An 18,387-nucleotide genomic window follows, 5' to 3' on the forward strand; every position below is an offset into this window, starting at 1 on the left:
ATCATTCTAAAATACATAACAGAGTATCTGTTAAAGAAAAAGATGATTGATAAAGGTTTTGTAAATGAAGAAAGTCAGGCACTTTTTAAACAACAAGAGAGCTCAACCAATATGTACTCGGCACTTAAGTGGGGGCTTATATTATTATGTGGCGGTGTGGCCCTGATACTTTTAGAATACATCCCTTATGAAAGAGATTCTCCGCTGCCATTTGGAGTATTTATAGTCTTTGTGGCTGCAGGGTTTCTTATCTATTTCAAAATGATGAAAAAAGAAGCTGAATAAATCTCACTACTCAAAAACTCAACAACATGATACGTAACTACCTAAAAATTGCCCTGCGCAATTTGATGAGAAATAAGACTTTCTCATTCATAAATATATTTGGCCTGGCCATAAGTATGTCGATATGCATCATTATCATAATGATGATTGCAGATCAGAAAAGTTATGACCGCCATATTACCAATAAAGACAGGGTTTATCGAATTAATACTCATCGTAAACACTCTGATGATCTGATAAATAAATTTGCAACAACTCCCCTTCCTTTGGCGGAGGAATTATCAACAAACTACAGTGGTATAGAGAAAACAACCACACTTAGAAGAGGTTTTGGAAACGCCTGGGTTGATATTGACAATGATGTCAATGTACCCGTTGCGGGTTTCTTTGCTGACAACTCCTTTTTAGACGTTTTCGAATATGAATTACTCTATGGTGACGCCAGCACAGCACTTAAGGAACCCAACTCAGTAGTACTTACAAAAAAGGCTGCAGAAAAATTGTTTGAAATAGAAAACCCATTGGGTGAGATTATTAAAGTTGGTGATCTTGGCGAATACAAAATCACAGGGATATTTAAAGAATTTGATTCCAAATCGCACATAAAATTCGAAGCCCTGGGTTCCTTCTCTACTCTAAAAACGCTGGAAGCAGATAGTATCATTAACAAGGCCAATGAAGATTGGAACAACACCTCATTTGGATGGACCTATATCCGTTTAGAGAAAGGTAAAACTGTGAATGAAGTGGAGGCTCATCTTGCCGAAATAAATGAAGCACACTATGGTGAAATTGAAGACATTAACTACAGGTTTTATCTTCAAGGTGTAACCGCCATAACTCCTGGTCCGCTATTGGGGAATCAGATCGGGCCAGGTTTGCCAAATATATTCGTTTACTTTTTAGGCGGATTGGCTCTTATAATCATGATATCGGCCTGCTTTAATTATACCAATTTATCTATTGCCAAGGCATTAACCAGAGCTAAAGAAGTAGGTATAAGAAAGGTTTCAGGAGCCGTAAAACATCAGATATTCTTTCAGTTTATAAGTGAGGCTGTAGTCATTTCATTACTGGCTTTGGCACTTGCTCTAGGCTTTCTTGTAGTTCTAAAACCAGCTTTCTTAAGTATGAAATTTTCACAACTGCTGCAATGGGATTTAAATTCCGAACCAGGTGTTATGCTTCTTTGTGTTCTTTTTAGCATTGTGGTGGGTATACTTGCAGGCACCCTGCCAGCACTACTTCTTTCATCATTTCAGCCCATAAAGGTGTTGAAAGAGTTATCTAACATAAAACTCTTCTCCAAAATCGGATTAAGAAAAAGCCTTATTGTTATTCAGTTTGCCTTCTCATTAGTGTTTATCATTTCCACAACGCTGGTCTACAAGCAGCTAAATATGATGTTGAATGCTAACTATGGATTTGACGGAAACAATATTATCAATGTGAAAATAAACGATTCCAATGCAGAGCTACTAAAATCAGAGTTAGCAAATCATAGCAGTATTATTAATGTTACCGCTACTTCTCACCTTCCCGCTGCCGGCACTAGCTATGGTGATGATGTGAGAATCAATCCTGAAGATGAAGAAATGGAATTCAATTACTTCTCTACTGATGAAAATTACATTGAGAATATGGGCCTTGATCTAATCGCTGGTAATAACTTTAAAAAAGAAGATGTAAGAGCGTCTCCAGATAAGTTAATTATCAATAAAAAAATGGTTGGTGTGCTTGGTTTTGAGAGCCCTAGTCAGGCTATTAATGAAACCATCATTGTAGGAGACAGTATAAGAATGACTATTGCTGGGGTTGTTGAAGATTACAATCATGAGGCGCTGCTTGTGGAGATTGGTCCAATGGCTCTTATACCAAAAACTACAGAGCACCATATCTTACAGGTAAAATATCAAAATGGTAATCGTGAAGCGGCCGTGAATCATCTGGAAGCAAGTTGGACAAAAATTAACCCCTCAAAAAAAATTACCTATCAGGAGTTTACAGAGGAAGTTAAAAGTTTTTATGACTTAATGTTTGGCGATCTTGTAAACATTATCGGACTAATATCATTTCTCACCATTACTATTTCTTGTCTTGGTTTGCTAGGTATGGCTACGTTTACTACACAAACTAAAGTGAAGGAGATTTCTATCAGAAAAGTGCTGGGGGCCAGTGACAAGAATGTAATCCTAATGCTATCTAAAGGCTTTATCATGCTACTCATTATAGCTACTGTAATTGCTCTTCCTATTGCCTATTTTGTTAACAATATGTGGTTGCAATCTTTGGCTTACAGAGTGAACATTAACTTTTCAGTACTTGCTTTATGCACGGGCATAATGTTTTTGCTGGGTATTGTTGTCATTGGTTCTCAAACAATAAGAGCATCGATGTCTAATCCGGCAGAGCAACTGAGAGCAGAATAAACTGAAGATTCATCAATAAAAAAGGCCTCAATTGAGGCCTTTTTTATTTTAGTTCGATCGATTCTATTCACTAATACTTGCGGTACCAGAACCTGTGCCTATTTTAATTTTTATATCACTACTTCCTCGTTGAGCAGTTTTCTTGATTACTTTCTGACTTCCATAATCGTCCAGTTCTTCAGTTGTATCGAAATCAAAAGGTGCTCTGATTGTTCCGTTTTTCTTATTAGCTCTCATTTCAACAAATCCTGCAATTTCATTGCCATTAAAATCTAATTTTGAATCCCCAGAGCCACTATTAACAGAAATATCTGCTTTCAACGCACCAGCCAGTTCAACACGCACATCCCCAGAACCCGAATTAAAGCTACTTGATTCTGAAACCAGAATGCCTCTTGCATCTATTTCTCCACTGCCAACATTAGCAGAGATAGCACCAGACACGTCATTAATATCTATATCCCCACTTCCTGTGTTTATCTTAATCTCTCCTTTAGAGCCGTTAACTCTAACATTTCCTGATCCTGTATTAGCTCTCAATTCACCATTGAAGCCTTGCATCCTCATATTTCCAGAGCCTGCGTTACTTGTAATTTCACCAGTCATGTTTTCAAATGAGAAATCTCCTGATCCAGCATTTAAGCTAAGCTCTAAATTCAAATCACTAGCTTCAAAATCCCCCGAACCTGTGTTAAATTTCATCTCCATATCATTAGGAATGGTCAATGTCCAGGTTGATTCTCCTCTGAACGACCCCCTACCATTAAAATCCTCTTTAATTCTCAGTGTCGATCCATTTTGATCAAATTCAGGTGCATAGTCATCACTGTCGAATGTAAATTCCACTGTAACAAGCACCTTATCGGTGTTTCCTTTTTTCAAAAGACAGTCACCAGAACTTGTCGACATATTGATTTTCTTAACCCCGGAAAATTCCTTTTCAATTTTTTGCTGTGCCATTAGAGAGGTGGCCAACAGCATGATCAAAGCTGTAAGTTTGAGTTTCATAATAATTGTGTGTTTTTGTTTGAGTTCAATCCTATAGACTTGCTGAAATTCAAAAGGTTGCACTCTACTCAAATTTTACTCGGTCTTTAATGTTTCTGCAGGATTGATGCCTGCCGTTTTTAGCACACGATAACTCACTGAAATAACAGCAACAGTAATGGCCATAAAACCTGCGATTAAATATTGACCTAAACCAGGATTTGCAGCATAGGCAAAACCTTCAAGCCAACCCTGCATAATATACCATGTAAATGGGGTTGCAATAATAAATGCTACTACTACTTGAATAACAAAAGCTCGGGAAAGAAGAACGAAAAGACCCCATTTACTAGCTCCAAGGACCTTTCTAATTCCTATTTCTTTAGTTCTTTTTTGAACAATGAAAGATGCCATACCAAACAAGCCCATACATGCTATAATAATGGTCAAAACTGAACCAATGGAGAAGACCAAGCCTGCTTGCTTTTCAGCTGTATAAAAGAGTTGTAACTGCTCATCAATGAAATGATACTCCATAGCAGTTGACTTATCGAACTTCTTATGAACAAACTCTGCTTCCTGAAGTATTTGCTTCATGTCAACCCCTGGTGCCAGACCAATACTGAAATAGTCAATACTTGTGACAGGATTATACCAGTTTCCAATCACTAAAGGGGCTACATCCTGATGCAAGCTCTGGTAATTGAAATCCTTCAAAACCCCTATCACTTTAAAGGACTGATCCGCACCAGAAATAAATATGTTAGCACCGATTGGATTTCCTTCTATAAGTGCTGCCGCAGACTCGTTGATCAACACTTGTGTTGAATCCTCCGCCAGGTTTCCGCTAAAGTTTCTTCCATCCAATAATGACAATTGAAATGTTTCCAGCATATCTTCATCAAAACACATAAAATATGTTTGAGTTGAGTCCGATTGTTTCTGCTGGTTCTTTACAAATACTTCATTGATATTTTTCCACTCTCCTGGTACTCTTGACGAAGTCGCTACACTAGTTACACCATTAATGCTGGCATAATCCAATTTCATTGCCTGAAAGTTCTCCCGCACATTTCTATCATTGATATCAATAACCAAAATATTTTCCTTTTGATAGCCCAAGTCTTTCGACATCACATAGTCCATCTGGCGTCCTATTATTAAAGTAGAGGATATCATGAAAATGGAAAGGGTAAACTGAAGAATAACTAACCCTTTTCTTAGCGCAGCACTTTTTGCGCCAGCAGTACCTCCTCCTTTCAAAGAATCGGTAGGCTTAAGTGATGAAAGATAAAATGCAGGATAGCTGCCTGACAATACGCCAACACCTAAGGTTAGCACAAGTAATAACCCGATAGTTTGGTAGATCTGATCTTCAATTTTAAGCTCAACTCCTGTCAACTGATTAAAATACGGCATTAACAAATCAGTAGTAAATATTGACAGAACAAAAGAAATAAGTGCTAACAGTAATGCTTCACTCAAAAACTGAGCAATCAACTGCCCTCTGGTAGCTCCTGAAACTTTTCTGGTTCCAATTTCCTTAGCACGCTGCATTGATTTTGACGTGGCCAGGTTGACATAATTTATACAGGCCATCATTATTAGAAATACTGCCACTGCGCCAAATAGATATATGATGGTCCAACTGCCAGCCGCTGATGTACGACTAAATTCTACATCTTCAGAGTTAAGATGAATATCTTCCAACCATTGAAATTTAAGCCCCATCTGTCGTGTATTTTCAGGTATCATCCTCTCAATAAATGCTGGCAATTGATTCTCTACTTCGGCCTTAGCTTCTCTAGAAGTCAATTTCACAAATGTAGCTGAATTAAAGAATCGCCATGAGTTCAACCCTCTCACCCACCAGGCATACTCTTGAAAAGTAGAATTGTTAGAAATAAGTATATCGTATTTAAGACTAGAATTTATAGGCTGGTCTTCCACAACAGCTGTCACCTTCATAGGTGTTATACGCTCGAACTCCATGACCTTACCAAGGGCACTTTCTTCATTAAAGTACTTGTCAGCCATAGACTTAGTAAGTACTATACTGTTTGGTTCGCTCAATGCTGTCTGAGGATCTCCTTCAATAAAGTTGAGTTCAAACACCTTAAAAAAGGCACTGTCAGTCATGAACCACGACCTTTCACTTATAGTCTCGCCATTCCAATGGATATCTAAATGCCCAAAGGGCTGGTAAATTGTTGTAGTTACCTCAATTTGTCCAAATTCATTTTGAAGTGCTTCCCCAGTTGCAGAAGGATTACGGCCATAAGTTCTGACTCTATTATCCTCAACTGTTGTGGTTAAGACTCTGGCTATTCTTTCTTTATCCTTTATATGAGCATCATAACTGAGCTCATTTTGTATGTACATAAAAAGCATGCACGAACCGGTCAAACCAATTGTAAGACCTATAATATTTATTAAAGAATAGACATTGTTTCTTCTGAGGTTTCTGAAAGCTATTTTGAAATAGTTTTTAAGCATAATCAATACAAATTGAGATTTGAGTTTTTATTCAGTCTTTAAAGTATCTGCCGGATTCAACTGAGTAGCTTTAATCAACCTATAGCTAATGGTGAGCAAGGCCACACCAAAAGCACTTACTCCGGCAATGACAAAATGCTCTAAACCAATAGACATCTTATAGGCAAAATTGTCGAGCCACATGGTCATGAAATAATATGACAATGGGGAGGCTATACAAAAGGCCACTAAAATCTGGAGGGTAAAGGTTTTAGAGAGCATTACAAACAGATTCGAACCAGATGCTCCCAACACTTTTCTAACGCCAATTTCTTTGGTTCTTTTCTGGATAATGAACGATGCCAATCCAAACAGCCCAAGACACGCTATGAAAATGGTGATGCCGGCTCCAATCGCAAATACATTGCTTGCCTGCCTGTCTTTCTCATAAAATAATGCCCACTGCTCGCTTAAAAAGTGATACTCTATAGGTGAACCTGTATCAAAAGTATTATGCACTTCTGAAGCATGTTTTACTACTTCATCTGTATGAGCTGGGTCAAATTTTAATGAGAAATAGTCGATGGCCTGATATGCATTAGATTGAAATCCTAATACTATAGGAGCGATTTTGGTGTGTAACGACTGAAAGTTAAAGTCTTTAACCACTCCTATGATTTGGTATTGGCCAGAGCTTCTATCAGATATTTCAACAAATTTGCCTACAGGGTTCTCTATACCCATTGACTCAACAAATGTCTCATTCACCAAAATATGCAGCGAGTCTGCTTTTGTTGTGCCCGAGAAGTTCTCGCCAGCCACCAATTCCATTTGATATAAGTCAAGCATGAACTCATCAAAACCCATGAAGTTGGTTCTTAGTGAGTCCTGACTTCCAATATTCTTTATATAAATCTCTCTTAAGTTCTTCCACTCTCCAGGTACTCTACTTGAAACAGCCACTTGCGATACATATGGTGACTTTGCAAACTCAGTCCTCATAGTTTCAAAACGGCTTCTTACATTGCCACTATTAATGTCTACCACCATCATCTGCTCATTATTAAACCCTAATGAAGCATTTTGAATATAATTCAGTTGATTGGAAGCAATTATGGTTGCTATAATCATGATGATGGAAAGCGAGAACTGAGTGATTACCAATATCTTTCTTAGTAAAACACTGCCAATACCAGTAGACATATTTCCCTTGAGAATATTTGCTGGTCTAAGTTTTGACATTAGAATAGCAGGATATGTACCTGCTAACAACCCTACAACAATGGTAAGCACGAATAATACGGTGAATATGCTACCAAATGTCTCCATATTAAACTCAAAGGCCTTGCCCGTGAGCTCATTGAAATATGGAATTAGTAAATCAACAAGTCCTATAGATATGGCCAGAGCTATTAGAGCAATAACTGTGGACTCTGATAAAAACTGAGTAATCAATTGTCCTCTAATGGCACCAGAGGCTTTTCTTATGCCAATTTCTTTACCTCTGTGAAGGGATTTGGCTGTAGCCAGATTCATGTAGTTAATGCAGGCTATAATCAGCATAAAGCAGCCTATTGCAATGAATATATAAACATAGGCTATTTGTCCTCTGCCAGTATCGCTGGCAAATTCTATATCCTGAGATTTGAAATGCACTTCACTCAATGGTTGCAAATAAAAATCTCGCTCTTGCTCTGGGTCAAAATACTTAGCTCCAAACTCAGGTATCTTATTAGAAATTTCTGTGGGGTCAGTATCCTCTCCCAAAACCACATAAGTGTATGCGCCATAGGTGCGCCAATTTTTAGCAAACTCTGGAAACCATTCTTCAGTCTCTGGTATGGAAACAAATATTTTTGCCTGCAGATGTGAATTTTGAGGCAGCTTCTTAAATACACCAGTAACGACATTCATTATCTCACCTCCAGAGTCCACTTCCTTTCCTATCGGATCTGTATCACCAAAAAGAATTTTAGCCCAGTCTTCATCTATTACCAAAGAATAAGGTTCTTTAAGTGCAGTTTCAGGGTCGCCAGCTATCCATTCAAAGTCAAAGACTTCAAACACATTTTTATCTGCAAAGAAATAGTCGCGCTCATGATATCTTGTTTCGCCCTGTTGAAAGTTTATATGCCCGCCAAACTTGAATAGTCGAGTAGAATTTTCCACTCCTGCATAGTCGGTTGTGAATGCCTGACCAAGTGGTGGAGCCGTCATGCCATAATACCTTGTTTCCTTAGCACTTTCATCAATTTCTATTACCCTGTATATCTGATCTCTTTTAGAATACATAGTATCATAAGACAGCTCATCGATAACCAGCAGAAACAAAAGACTGCTACAGGTTATGCCCAGAGTGAGACCAAGAATATTGATAATAGAATACACCTTGTTTCTGGTGATATTCCTAATAGCTATTTTAAAGTAGTTTTTGAGCATGGTGTTGTTGTTTTGAGTTTAGTCGTTCCTAAGGTTATCCACCGGATTGTTGAGTGCTGATTTGACGGTTCTTATACCTATAGTGGCAAGTGAGATAGAGATGATAACCGCACCCCCTATGACATACACTAGTGGATTGACCTGTATCTTATATTCAAAATTAGATAGCCATTGATCTACCAGATAATAAGATACCGGTGCTGCAATACAATAAGCCAAAATGATCAATTTTAGGTATGAATTGGAAACCAACCATACAATATTAGATACATGCGCGCCAAATACTTTTCTGATGCTGATTTCCTTTTTCTTTGCCTCAAGACCAAGAGCTACAATTCCAAAAAGGCCCAAACAAGATAGAGTAATGGTCATCAACATTGAATAACTGATAATACTGGCCCACTTTTCTTCAGACACATACTGAGCCTTCATTGTATCATTTAAAAAAGAGTAGTCAAAAGGCAGGTCAGGTGCTACAATATTCCACTGCTGCTCGATATAGCTTAGTGCATCCTCTTTATTAATACCTGAGAGCTTTATGAAAATATGGCCTAAATCATCGCTATCTGTGAAAGAGATGAGCATTGGGAAAATCTCCGTTTTTAATGAGGAATAGTTAAAATCTTCCATGATGCCTACCACCTGTGGGTCATCTTCCGGATTTCTGGTAAACCCTTCTATTTTATCGGCTATTTGTAATTCAAAATCTTTAGCACATGCAGCGTTTATGATAACTTCATTCTTTGCAGCCTGACCATTAAACTCATTTCCTGAAGAGAGTTTGAGCCCGAGCGTTTTGATATAATCTTCTGAAACAGCAATCATCCCAACTCTTTTCTGTTCTCCTTTAAAGGTAAATCCTCTACCCCCAAGCCCAGAAGGATTACCAAAGGTTTGGTTGGCTGCTGCAATGGAATATATACCGCTATGGTTGGCCAAAGAAGTTTTAAGGTGGCTGTAAATGGTAGTCTCACCAATTTTGGCATTCTTTAAACTAATAACCTGTCGGCTATCAAAACCTAAATCTTTATTCTGCAAATAATCGGTTTGCTTTTGGATGACAATCATACCTATGACCAGCACTGTAGCAATAGCAAACTGTATAACGATTAATATTTTGGTGAAAGATCCGGCACCTTTGTGCTTCACCCCCGCCAGTGTTTCTTTTATATTGAATTTAGAAATAACAAAAGCAGGGTAAAATCCAGCCATAACACCAATAAAAAGGCAAATAGACAACAAGGCTAATATTGAAGCCGGATTGAACAGAGCTCCTATTACAAGCTGCTTTCCTGTTAGGTAATTAAATACAGGAAGTAATAAATCAGCAGAAAATACCGCTATTAATAATGCAATGAAAGAGACAAAAATAGACTCCCCTAAAAATTGCTTAATAAGCTGTGATCGAACTGCGCCTATAGTTTTTCTAAGTCCAACTTCTTTCACTCTGTGCGTTGATCTTGCCAGACTTAGGTTCATAAAGTTAAAACAGGCTACACCCAACACACCTATGACGAGCCCTAACAATATATAGGAATACATTGGGTTACTGGAAGCTACAATACCTTCTAAAACTTCAGTATTAAAATGAACATCAGCTAGTGGCTCTAACTGCAAAAATCTATAATCAGCAGTTCTCTTATACCCTCTTTCTTTAGCTACTTCGGCATTGTAGGGGTAATATTTACCCAACAAACTCTCGAGTTTCGAGTTTAAAGCAGCTGTACTTGTACCATCATTGAGTAAAACATAGGTAATAATGGCTCCAAAGCCCCACTCATCTTTCCATCGTTTAAACTCTCCTACCTCCACAATGTGATCGATTGGCAACAGAACATCGAACTTGATGCTGGAATTAGAAGGTATATTCTCCACAACCGCAACAACATTGAACTCCACATACTGATCATCGATGCGAACTGCTAAAGGTTTGTTTATTGGGTCAGCATCCCCGAAGTATTTAATGGCAGCCTTTTCGCTAATGACAACACTATTGATGTTGCCGGCATTTATACTACCCTTTATCACAGGAAAGTCAAAAATGTCAAACACACTAAAATCTGCATAAAGCACTTCATCATAAAAACTGGCTTCGCGCTGCTTTACATAATACTTACCATCTCCGAAAGGCTTATAAAACCTGACGAACTCCTTCACTTCCGGAATTTCCTCTTTTAAGGCCGAGCCCATACCAATAGCATGAAAAATACCCTGCCACTGAAGGCTGCCATCAGGGAGGTTTGTATGCTGCACTACCCTATAGATTGAATCACTTTTACTGTTGAATTTGTCAAAGCTGAGTTCATCATGAACAAACAGAAATAGTAGTAGCGAGCAGGTAAGACCAACTGCCAGACTTAAGATATTAATTACCGAAAACAGTTTCTGCTTCAGTAAATTTCGAATAGCAATTTTAAAGTAGTTTTTGAGCATTGTGTTGTTGTTTATTGTGACCTTAAAGCATTGACCGGATTTTGAAGTGCCGACTTAATTGTTTTAACTGATATGGTTATTAAGGCGACTCCTATGGTTATCAATGAAGTAACCAAAAATATTATTGGTGATATTTCGATATGGTAGGCAAAATTATCTAGCCAAGCTGTGCCTATGTAAAACACTAAAGGCGCTGCTATTGCATTAGAGAGAACTATTAAAACAATAAAGCGTTTTGATAGACCTTTTACTATTATCAGTACCGTAGCGCCTAAAAGTTTCCTGATACCAATTTCCTTACTCCTTTGGCTAATGGAAACTACAACCAATCCTAAAATCCCAATAGATGCTACTATGAGCGAAAGCATTGAGAATATTGAAAATATCGAGCTGAATTGCATCTCACTTTTGTACTGTTGTTGATACTTATCGTCTAGAAAAAAGTAATCGAACGAGTTATTAGGGAATAAACTTGCATAGCGCTCCTCAATTTGTTGAAGCGTACTTTCAAAATTCTTATTCTCTAACTTGATGGAATAATAGAGGTGAAACTCCGGGTCGCAATAAAAGGCTATTGGCGCATGTCCCTGTTGCATGCCTTGTTGATGGTAGTCAGACACAACACCAATAACTGATAGTGAATCATAATCCTCTATATAAACTCGCTTACCAAGTGCTTCATCTGCAGTTAAATAACCTAAAACCTTAGCCGCTTTTACTGTCAAAATCAGGTTTTCAGATTCGTCCTGCGATTCTGAAAACAGTCTACCGGCTACAAGATTATGTCCGAATGACTCAAGGTAATTATGATCTACATCAATCGTATATAAAAGTCGCTTATCGTCTTCATTGTGATTAAAATTAGTCTCTTGTACCCAATAGAAAATTGAGTTTCCGGGAATTTCAGAAGAGGTTGATAATGCCTTGATATTAGGTATAGAATTCAGGTCATTTCTAAAAACATCCAAGTGTTTAAAGTATGTACTGTCATCCGCTAATACTGGGGCGCTTAAAACTATGGTGTTATCGATATCAACACCTTTTTCTTCGCTCAACATAAAATCAACTTGAGATTGAGCTATGATCATTCCACCAATCAATAAACTAGAAATTGAAAACTGAAAAACAATGAGTGCTTTTCTGGTTAAAACGCCTGAGTACGAATATTTAAAATCTCCCTTAACAATGTGAGTGACTTTTTTTCCACTAAGAATAAAAGCTGGATAAACTGCTGCTAAAATTGACCCCCCAACATAAAAAATCAATAACAAAATGAACATCAATAAAAGGTCAACTGACTCAATTTGAAAAGCGTTTGAGGAAAGTTGATTAAATAATGGATAGGAAATATCAACAAGTAGTATAGCGAAAAATAAGGCTATAGAAGAAATCAAAAATGATTCTACCAAAAACTGTTTTATTAATGTTAATCTGCTGGCACCGTTGATCTTCTTTATTCCTATTTCTTTTGCCCTGGTTACGGCTTGAGCTGAGGACAAATTGATGAAGTTGATCCATGCTAAAATCAATGTAGCTATCCCTGAAATGAATATGATTAAAACATTTTGTGCGCTTCCATTAACTTTGAACTCATAAATGAGATTAGAGTTTAAATGAATATCTGTCAAAGGCTGAAGGCTTAAAACAGTAGTTTCTAAAGCCTTGTCACCACCATACTTTTTTATTAGTTCTGGTAATGCCTTTTCTACAGCATTTGGGTGTTGACCTTCATGCAATTTCAAGTAGACATAGAAAAATGACCAGTCCCAATCATTTTCAAATCCCTCTCCCCAGACTTGTACACCAGTAGGATAAGATACCAGAATGTCAAAAGATATATGACTATCCTTTCTCGTCTCAACCACACCTGATATTTTAACTTCTATACCTCGATCTATAACAAGAGTCTCTCCTACAACCTCTAAATGACCAAATAACTCATTGGCCATATCTGAAGATAACACAGCGGTGTTAGATTCATTAAGAAGATAATTCTCGTTACCTTTCAATACTTTCAAATTGAAAATGTCAAAGAATGACTGCTCTGCAAAATATATTGAACTTGATGAAAATGCTTCAGCATCATACCTTAATGCATGTGTGCCATACATTGCAAAAATTCTGGTGGTTTGTTCCACCTGGCTGTATTCGTCTTTAAGGGCTTTGCCCAAAGTTGGAAATGCTGTAGCACTAGAATATATCTTTTCTCCCTGATAGTAGGAATCATATTGAACTCGATAAATGTCTTCGCTTCTATCATTAAAACGATCATAATTGATTTCATTACTTACATAAATCCATACAAAAATACTGGTCACCAACCCTACGGTTAACCCTAGCACATTGATAATAGCATGTGAAGGGTTTCTATGAATTAGCCTAAAGGCAATTTTAAGGTGGTTTTTGAGCATTTTTTAGTATTTATTCCTCTCTAAGTGTTGTTGCAGGGTTAGTATTGGCGGTTTTTATTACCTGATAGCTTACAGAGAACAATGCAAGAACAAACATGGCAATAGCTATAATTACAAATGGTGTGGCTCCAAATTCAATTTTAAAAGCAAAATTCTCTAACCAGTCTTTAGCAAGAAACCACGCTACAGGCAAGGCCACTATTAATGAAATTGCTATTAGTAGGGTGAATCTTCCTGATAGGGTAATGAATAATTGTGGCAGTCTTGCACCTAAAATTTTTCTAACACCTATTTCCTTTCTACGCTGACTGATATTGAGATTTGACAAAGCAAATAAGCCTAAGCAGGAAATGAGAATTGAAAGTACTCCGGCTGATAAAATAATAAGCCTTTGGCTCTCGTCTGATGCATATTGCTGTTTGTTAATATCCTCCAGATACTCAAACTCAAATGGTCTGTCCACAAAAATATTACTCCATGCCTGAGCTACTTTTTTCTGGCCGATAGCCAAACTTCCTGGCTTCAATTTGACCATAATTCTTTGCATTCTCATATCAGTATTAGTATGTAGAATGAGGGGGTCTACCGCAGCGTGCATCGACTCAAATTTCACATCATCAATAACACCAATAATTATTGGGTTGTCGAAGCCATCAAACCTGTTAAATGGAATAGTAGTACCTACTGCATCCTCAAGGTTGATATCAAAGGCCTTTAACAGGCTTCTGTTTACAATAACAGTATTTGTCTGATTGTTTGTGGCAAGCTTACTAAACCTGCTACCATTTATAACGTCTAATTCCAGAGTATTAAAAAATTCCGGATCAACTCGGTAAACATCAGTATTCACTTGATCCTCACCAATCATAACTCTAGCGTTCGTCCATCCCATTGGCGATATCGAAACTATCTCTGGTTGAAATTCAAGATCGGCACGCATTCGCTTAAGCACTTTATCACCATCAACGTCCTTAACATACAGGGCCATAATATCTTGGTCATTATAACCTCTATCAGAATCAAGGAAGAAATTGATTTGTTCGGTCATTATGTAAGCTCCGAAAGTAAAAATGATCGCAAGAGAAAACTGAAGCACAACCAATGACTTGACCAACAGCCCTCCTTTATTGGATCTCTCCTGACCTTTGAGTGCTTTTACGGCATTAAAACGGGATACAACCAGTGCAGGGTACCCTCCAGCCATAGCTACAATAAGCAAAACCAGTCCGGTAATAAAACTTATCAGTTCGATATTAAACTGACCATTCAATGACAACGATGTATTGGTCAGCTGACCAAAGTAAGGCAATAGTAAGTCTGTAAGTAATAAAGCAAAGAATAGAGACACTAATACATAAAGAAATGCCTCTCCTAAAAACTGAAACGCAAGCTGTCCTTTAGTTGCACCAATTGTTTTTCTCAAACCAATCTCTTTAGTACGGGGCAGCGCCATGCCAATGGACAGATTTGTATAGTTGATACTAGCTATTATCACTATAAATGACGCGATAGCCAGCAATATCCATGAGGTACTTTTCTTTCCACTTGCTGAAAACCCTCTCACATTCTCATCTAAGTAAATATCTTTTAAAGGCTGAACCGAAACTGCGTAATTCAACCTTCTCTCTTCAGGGAAATGTGTTCTTGCAATAGCTGTTATTTTATCATTAAAATCCGCCTTATTAAACCCTTCATTCATTTGAAAATAGGTAGGTACTCCCCAGGCATTCCAGCTGGTTAACCAGTCACCACCAGCAGTCTGAATGAATTTTTCAAATGGAAGTAAAATATCAAATTGTATTGATGAATTGCCTGGTATTTTTTTGGCTACTCCTTTAATAGTAATTGGCATATACTCGTCATTGAGCTGCACGGAGAACGTATTCCCCACTACTTCCAAAGTATTGAACCACTTCATGGCATATGCCTCAGAAATGATGGCTGTGTTTGGGTCATTAAATAATGACTCATACTCGCCCCTTACCAAAGGAAATGTGAATACATTAAAAATGTCTGGATCGGCATAGGTAAAGGACTCCTCACTGTATTGCTCATTTACCTTAATCAGCGCCAAAGCCCCTTTTAGCCGTACATATTTATTTATTTCTGAAGTGTTGTTGGCAAACTCAGGTGCCATGGCAGCAGCCACAGCTCCCAGCTCACGCCAGTCCCCATCAGCACCTCTCTTAGATTTAACATTGAGGCGGTAGATACTTTCATGATTTTCGTGAAAAGTATCATAAGTAAATTCACTTTGAACAAAAAGATATACCAACAGTGAGCAAGCCAGTGCCACACTTAAACCAACAACATTGACAATAGAGTAAACCTGTCTTTTACTAAAATTTCTTAACGTAATTTTTAAATAGCTTTTGAGCATTTTTTCTGATTTAATATTATTCGCCCCTTAGTGTATTAACCGGGTTGGCTTGTGCGGCTTTAATAGTTTGAAAGCTAACAGTCACCAAAGCAATAAACAGGGTTATTACCAATGATATAACAAATATTATAGGGTTGATTTCTGTATGAAAAGCAAAGTCATTTAACCATTGCTGACCATAATACCACACTACTGGAGCGATTAATAAATTAGCTATTACTATAAGATAGGCAAACTCTCTGGATAGCAAGCCCGCCAAACCGATAGTGTCAGCACCCAGCACCTTTCTAATTCCAATTTCCTTAGTTTTTGAAAGCACCATGAAGGACACTAAACCTAAAAGCCCTATAACAGCTATGAGTGTAGTAAGCACGGCAAATACAATAAGCACTGTCATCAACCTATCTTCTGACTTATATTGCTTATCAAACTCCTGATCTAAAAAGAAGTATTCATACGTATAATCTCCCAAATACTCTTTCCATAAATCTGATGATTTAGCAATCAGGTCAGAGGTTTTGCCTGTATTGAACTTGATAGCATAGTATCTACCATAATTCTCTGCATCATAGTCCATAACCTGGGCCCAGATCTCATCTTGCAAGCCAAGACCATGAAAATCTTTTACTACTCCAATTACGGTACCTGCCGGACGCTTTGAAGGTGAAGTTATCGTCTTACCAATTGCATTATTTGGAGTCTCCCAACCCATTTCCTTTACCGTGGTTTCATTAATGATCACAGCATCACTCATATTCTTCTTTGGGTCGAAATTCTCCCCAGCTATGAGTTCTAAATCCAATGCTTTCAGATAATCATGATCAACCGCCATATATTCAGTATCTACCTGCTCGGCCTCCTCATTGTCCCCTGGGTAAGCCCACTGACCTAACCAACCAGGTCGGCCAGGAAGGGCATTATTAAAAGAAACAAACTCTACTGAAGGCAACTGCTCAATGGCATTTTTAAAAGCCTGATGCGAAGCTGACTTCGGAACTCTTGTGGCATCAAGAACAAGTACCTGTTCTTTACCAAACCCTAAATCCTGATTTCGCATGAAGTTAAGCTGATTGATAACAGTTATAGTTGCCAGTACCAATCCGCATGACACAAAGAACTGGAAGACCACCAATGATCTTCTCAATTGCACACCTTTAGCGCTGGATTGCATCTTGCCTTTTAAAACCTGAACAGGGTTGTATCCGGAAAGGACTATAGCAGGGTAATAACCAGATAACAAAGTGACTAATAATGTCAACAACACACCTCCTCCTATAATATTGGCATTTAGTAAACTACTAATCATGTAGTTTTTATCCATTAGCTGATTAAAGAAAGGTAGTATCAAATCTATAAGTATGGCTGCCATAAAAAGGGCAGCTGAAGTAAGTATAAAAGCCTCGCTCATAAACTGACCAATCAATGAGACTCGACTAGAGCCTACAATTTTTCTAAGTCCAACCTCTTTGGCTCGGTAAATTGATCTTGCTGTAGTAAGGTTTATAAAATTGATACAAGCCAGAATCAATACAAAAAAAGCTATTCCCGACACCAGATAAATTTTACCCATAGAGCCTTTGGGGCCAAAACCATTACCAATATCTTCACTAAGGTATATTTCATTTAATGGAACAAGTTCAACATTGAATTTCATGCCCATTTCGTCCAACCAGTCCCCTACATTGTCTGTGTAAATTCCTTTGGCTTTTTTTCTTAGCTCATTGACGTTAGTTCCCTCCTTTAAAAGGATGTAATTTCTCACATTAAAATTTCCCCATCCCTCACTGTAGCTAAACCAATCGACAAGTTTCTCATAAGATTTAAATGACATGAGCATATCAAATTGAATATGAGATTGTTGTGGCACATCTTTAATAACACCTGTTATAGTGAATTCAAGTGAGTCTCTAATAGTTAATGTTTTTCCTAATACCACATCAGAACCGAAGTATCGATTCTTCATTTCCTCGGTAATCACAATATTAAATGGAGCACTAAGTGCCTCAGATGGAGTGCCTTCTACAAAATCAAAAGTGAATATGTTAAAGAAATCTTCACCAGCATAATGAAGATTATGCTCGTAACGCTTGTTTTCATAGCTAATCATCATAGATGATCCAGCGTTACGTGTATAAACAACTTTCTCTACTTCAGGATAATCATTCTTTAAGATGGTTGCCACTGGCCAGGCATTGGTTTCCATTGTTCCACCCTCAGGATTGTCGGTAACTATTTTATAGATCCTATCTCCTTTTGTGTGAAACTTATCATACCCAAGTTCATCGGTCACATACAGTATGATTAAAATACCAACTGTTAGCCCCATGGCTAAACCGAATAGATTTATCAAAGTATAGATTTTAAACCTTTTCAGATTTCTAACCGCAATGTTGATATAGCTTTTAAGCATAATGTTTAGGTTTTAATGCCAAAAATTAGATTCTGATTTCTAAATGCCAAGTAAAGTGCCAAAAAACATAACTTATTGTTTTTCAGATAATTATATCTATACAATCTATTGAAACACTGCCAAGTGCCCATTGATAAA

General features: G+C 37.6%; 9 protein-coding genes. 2 read left to right on the plus strand and 7 right to left on the minus strand.

The window, feature by feature from the left end; translation table 11 throughout:
* On the plus strand, window positions 1-285 hold a 285-nt coding region (locus E1140_RS21510; RefSeq protein WP_185153568.1), incomplete at its 5' end, for a DUF6249 domain-containing protein.
* A 26-nt stretch (window positions 286-311) separates the two neighbouring features.
* Entirely contained in the window at window positions 312-2,714 is a 2,403-nt protein-coding gene (locus tag E1140_RS12875) for an ABC transporter permease (protein ID WP_155184309.1), read from the plus strand.
* Between the two features lie 63 nt (window positions 2,715-2,777).
* Here the strand turns inward: E1140_RS12875 and E1140_RS12880 are convergent, their stop codons facing one another.
* From E1140_RS12880 to E1140_RS12910, 7 genes are all read right to left on the minus strand, one after another.
* Window positions 2,778-3,722, minus strand: a complete 945-nt coding sequence (locus tag E1140_RS12880; RefSeq protein ID WP_155184312.1) for a DUF4097 family beta strand repeat-containing protein — start codon at window positions 3,720-3,722, stop codon at window positions 2,778-2,780.
* 75 nt (window positions 3,723-3,797) lie between these two features.
* Entirely contained in the window at window positions 3,798-6,197 is a 2,400-nt protein-coding gene (locus E1140_RS12885; protein ID WP_155184315.1) for an ABC transporter permease, read from the minus strand.
* A gap of 27 nt (window positions 6,198-6,224) precedes the next feature.
* The gene (locus E1140_RS12890; protein WP_155184318.1) at window positions 6,225-8,615 is read right to left on the minus strand and encodes an ABC transporter permease; all 2,391 of its coding nucleotides are present in this window, start codon (window positions 8,613-8,615) and stop codon (window positions 6,225-6,227) included.
* An 18-nt stretch (window positions 8,616-8,633) separates the two neighbouring features.
* Window positions 8,634-11,048, minus strand: a complete 2,415-nt coding sequence (locus tag E1140_RS12895) for an ABC transporter permease (protein ID WP_155184321.1) — start codon at window positions 11,046-11,048, stop codon at window positions 8,634-8,636.
* An 11-nt stretch (window positions 11,049-11,059) separates the two neighbouring features.
* Window positions 11,060-13,459, minus strand: a complete 2,400-nt coding sequence (locus tag E1140_RS12900; RefSeq protein WP_155184325.1) for an ABC transporter permease — start codon at window positions 13,457-13,459, stop codon at window positions 11,060-11,062.
* Window positions 13,460-13,469: 10 nt separating this feature from the next.
* Window positions 13,470-15,839: an ABC transporter permease gene (locus E1140_RS12905; protein ID WP_155184328.1), complete on the minus strand. Its 2,370-nt coding sequence runs from the start codon at window positions 15,837-15,839 to the stop codon at window positions 13,470-13,472.
* 16 nt (window positions 15,840-15,855) lie between these two features.
* Window positions 15,856-18,249 (minus strand): ABC transporter permease, encoded by a 2,394-nt coding sequence (locus E1140_RS12910; RefSeq protein ID WP_155184331.1) that lies wholly within the window; start codon window positions 18,247-18,249, stop codon window positions 15,856-15,858.
* Window positions 18,250-18,387 lie beyond the last annotated feature (138 nt).

Origin of the sequence: Fulvivirga lutimaris (assembly GCF_009711525.1) — a bacterium.
GTDB lineage: Bacteria > Bacteroidota > Bacteroidia > Cytophagales > Cyclobacteriaceae > Fulvivirga > Fulvivirga lutimaris.

Coding starts and splice junctions, on each gene's coding strand:
- E1140_RS12875 (WP_155184309.1), top strand. CDS start 312: ATGATACGTAACTACCTAAAAATTGCCCTGCGCAATTTGATGAGAAAT.
- E1140_RS12880 (WP_155184312.1), bottom strand. CDS start 3,722: ATGAAACTCAAACTTACAGCTTTGATCATGCTGTTGGCCACCTCTCTA.
- E1140_RS12885 (WP_155184315.1), bottom strand. CDS start 6,197: ATGCTTAAAAACTATTTCAAAATAGCTTTCAGAAACCTCAGAAGAAAC.
- E1140_RS12890 (WP_155184318.1), bottom strand. CDS start 8,615: ATGCTCAAAAACTACTTTAAAATAGCTATTAGGAATATCACCAGAAAC.
- E1140_RS12895 (WP_155184321.1), bottom strand. CDS start 11,048: ATGCTCAAAAACTACTTTAAAATTGCTATTCGAAATTTACTGAAGCAG.
- E1140_RS12900 (WP_155184325.1), bottom strand. CDS start 13,459: ATGCTCAAAAACCACCTTAAAATTGCCTTTAGGCTAATTCATAGAAAC.
- E1140_RS12905 (WP_155184328.1), bottom strand. CDS start 15,839: ATGCTCAAAAGCTATTTAAAAATTACGTTAAGAAATTTTAGTAAAAGA.
- E1140_RS12910 (WP_155184331.1), bottom strand. CDS start 18,249: ATGCTTAAAAGCTATATCAACATTGCGGTTAGAAATCTGAAAAGGTTT.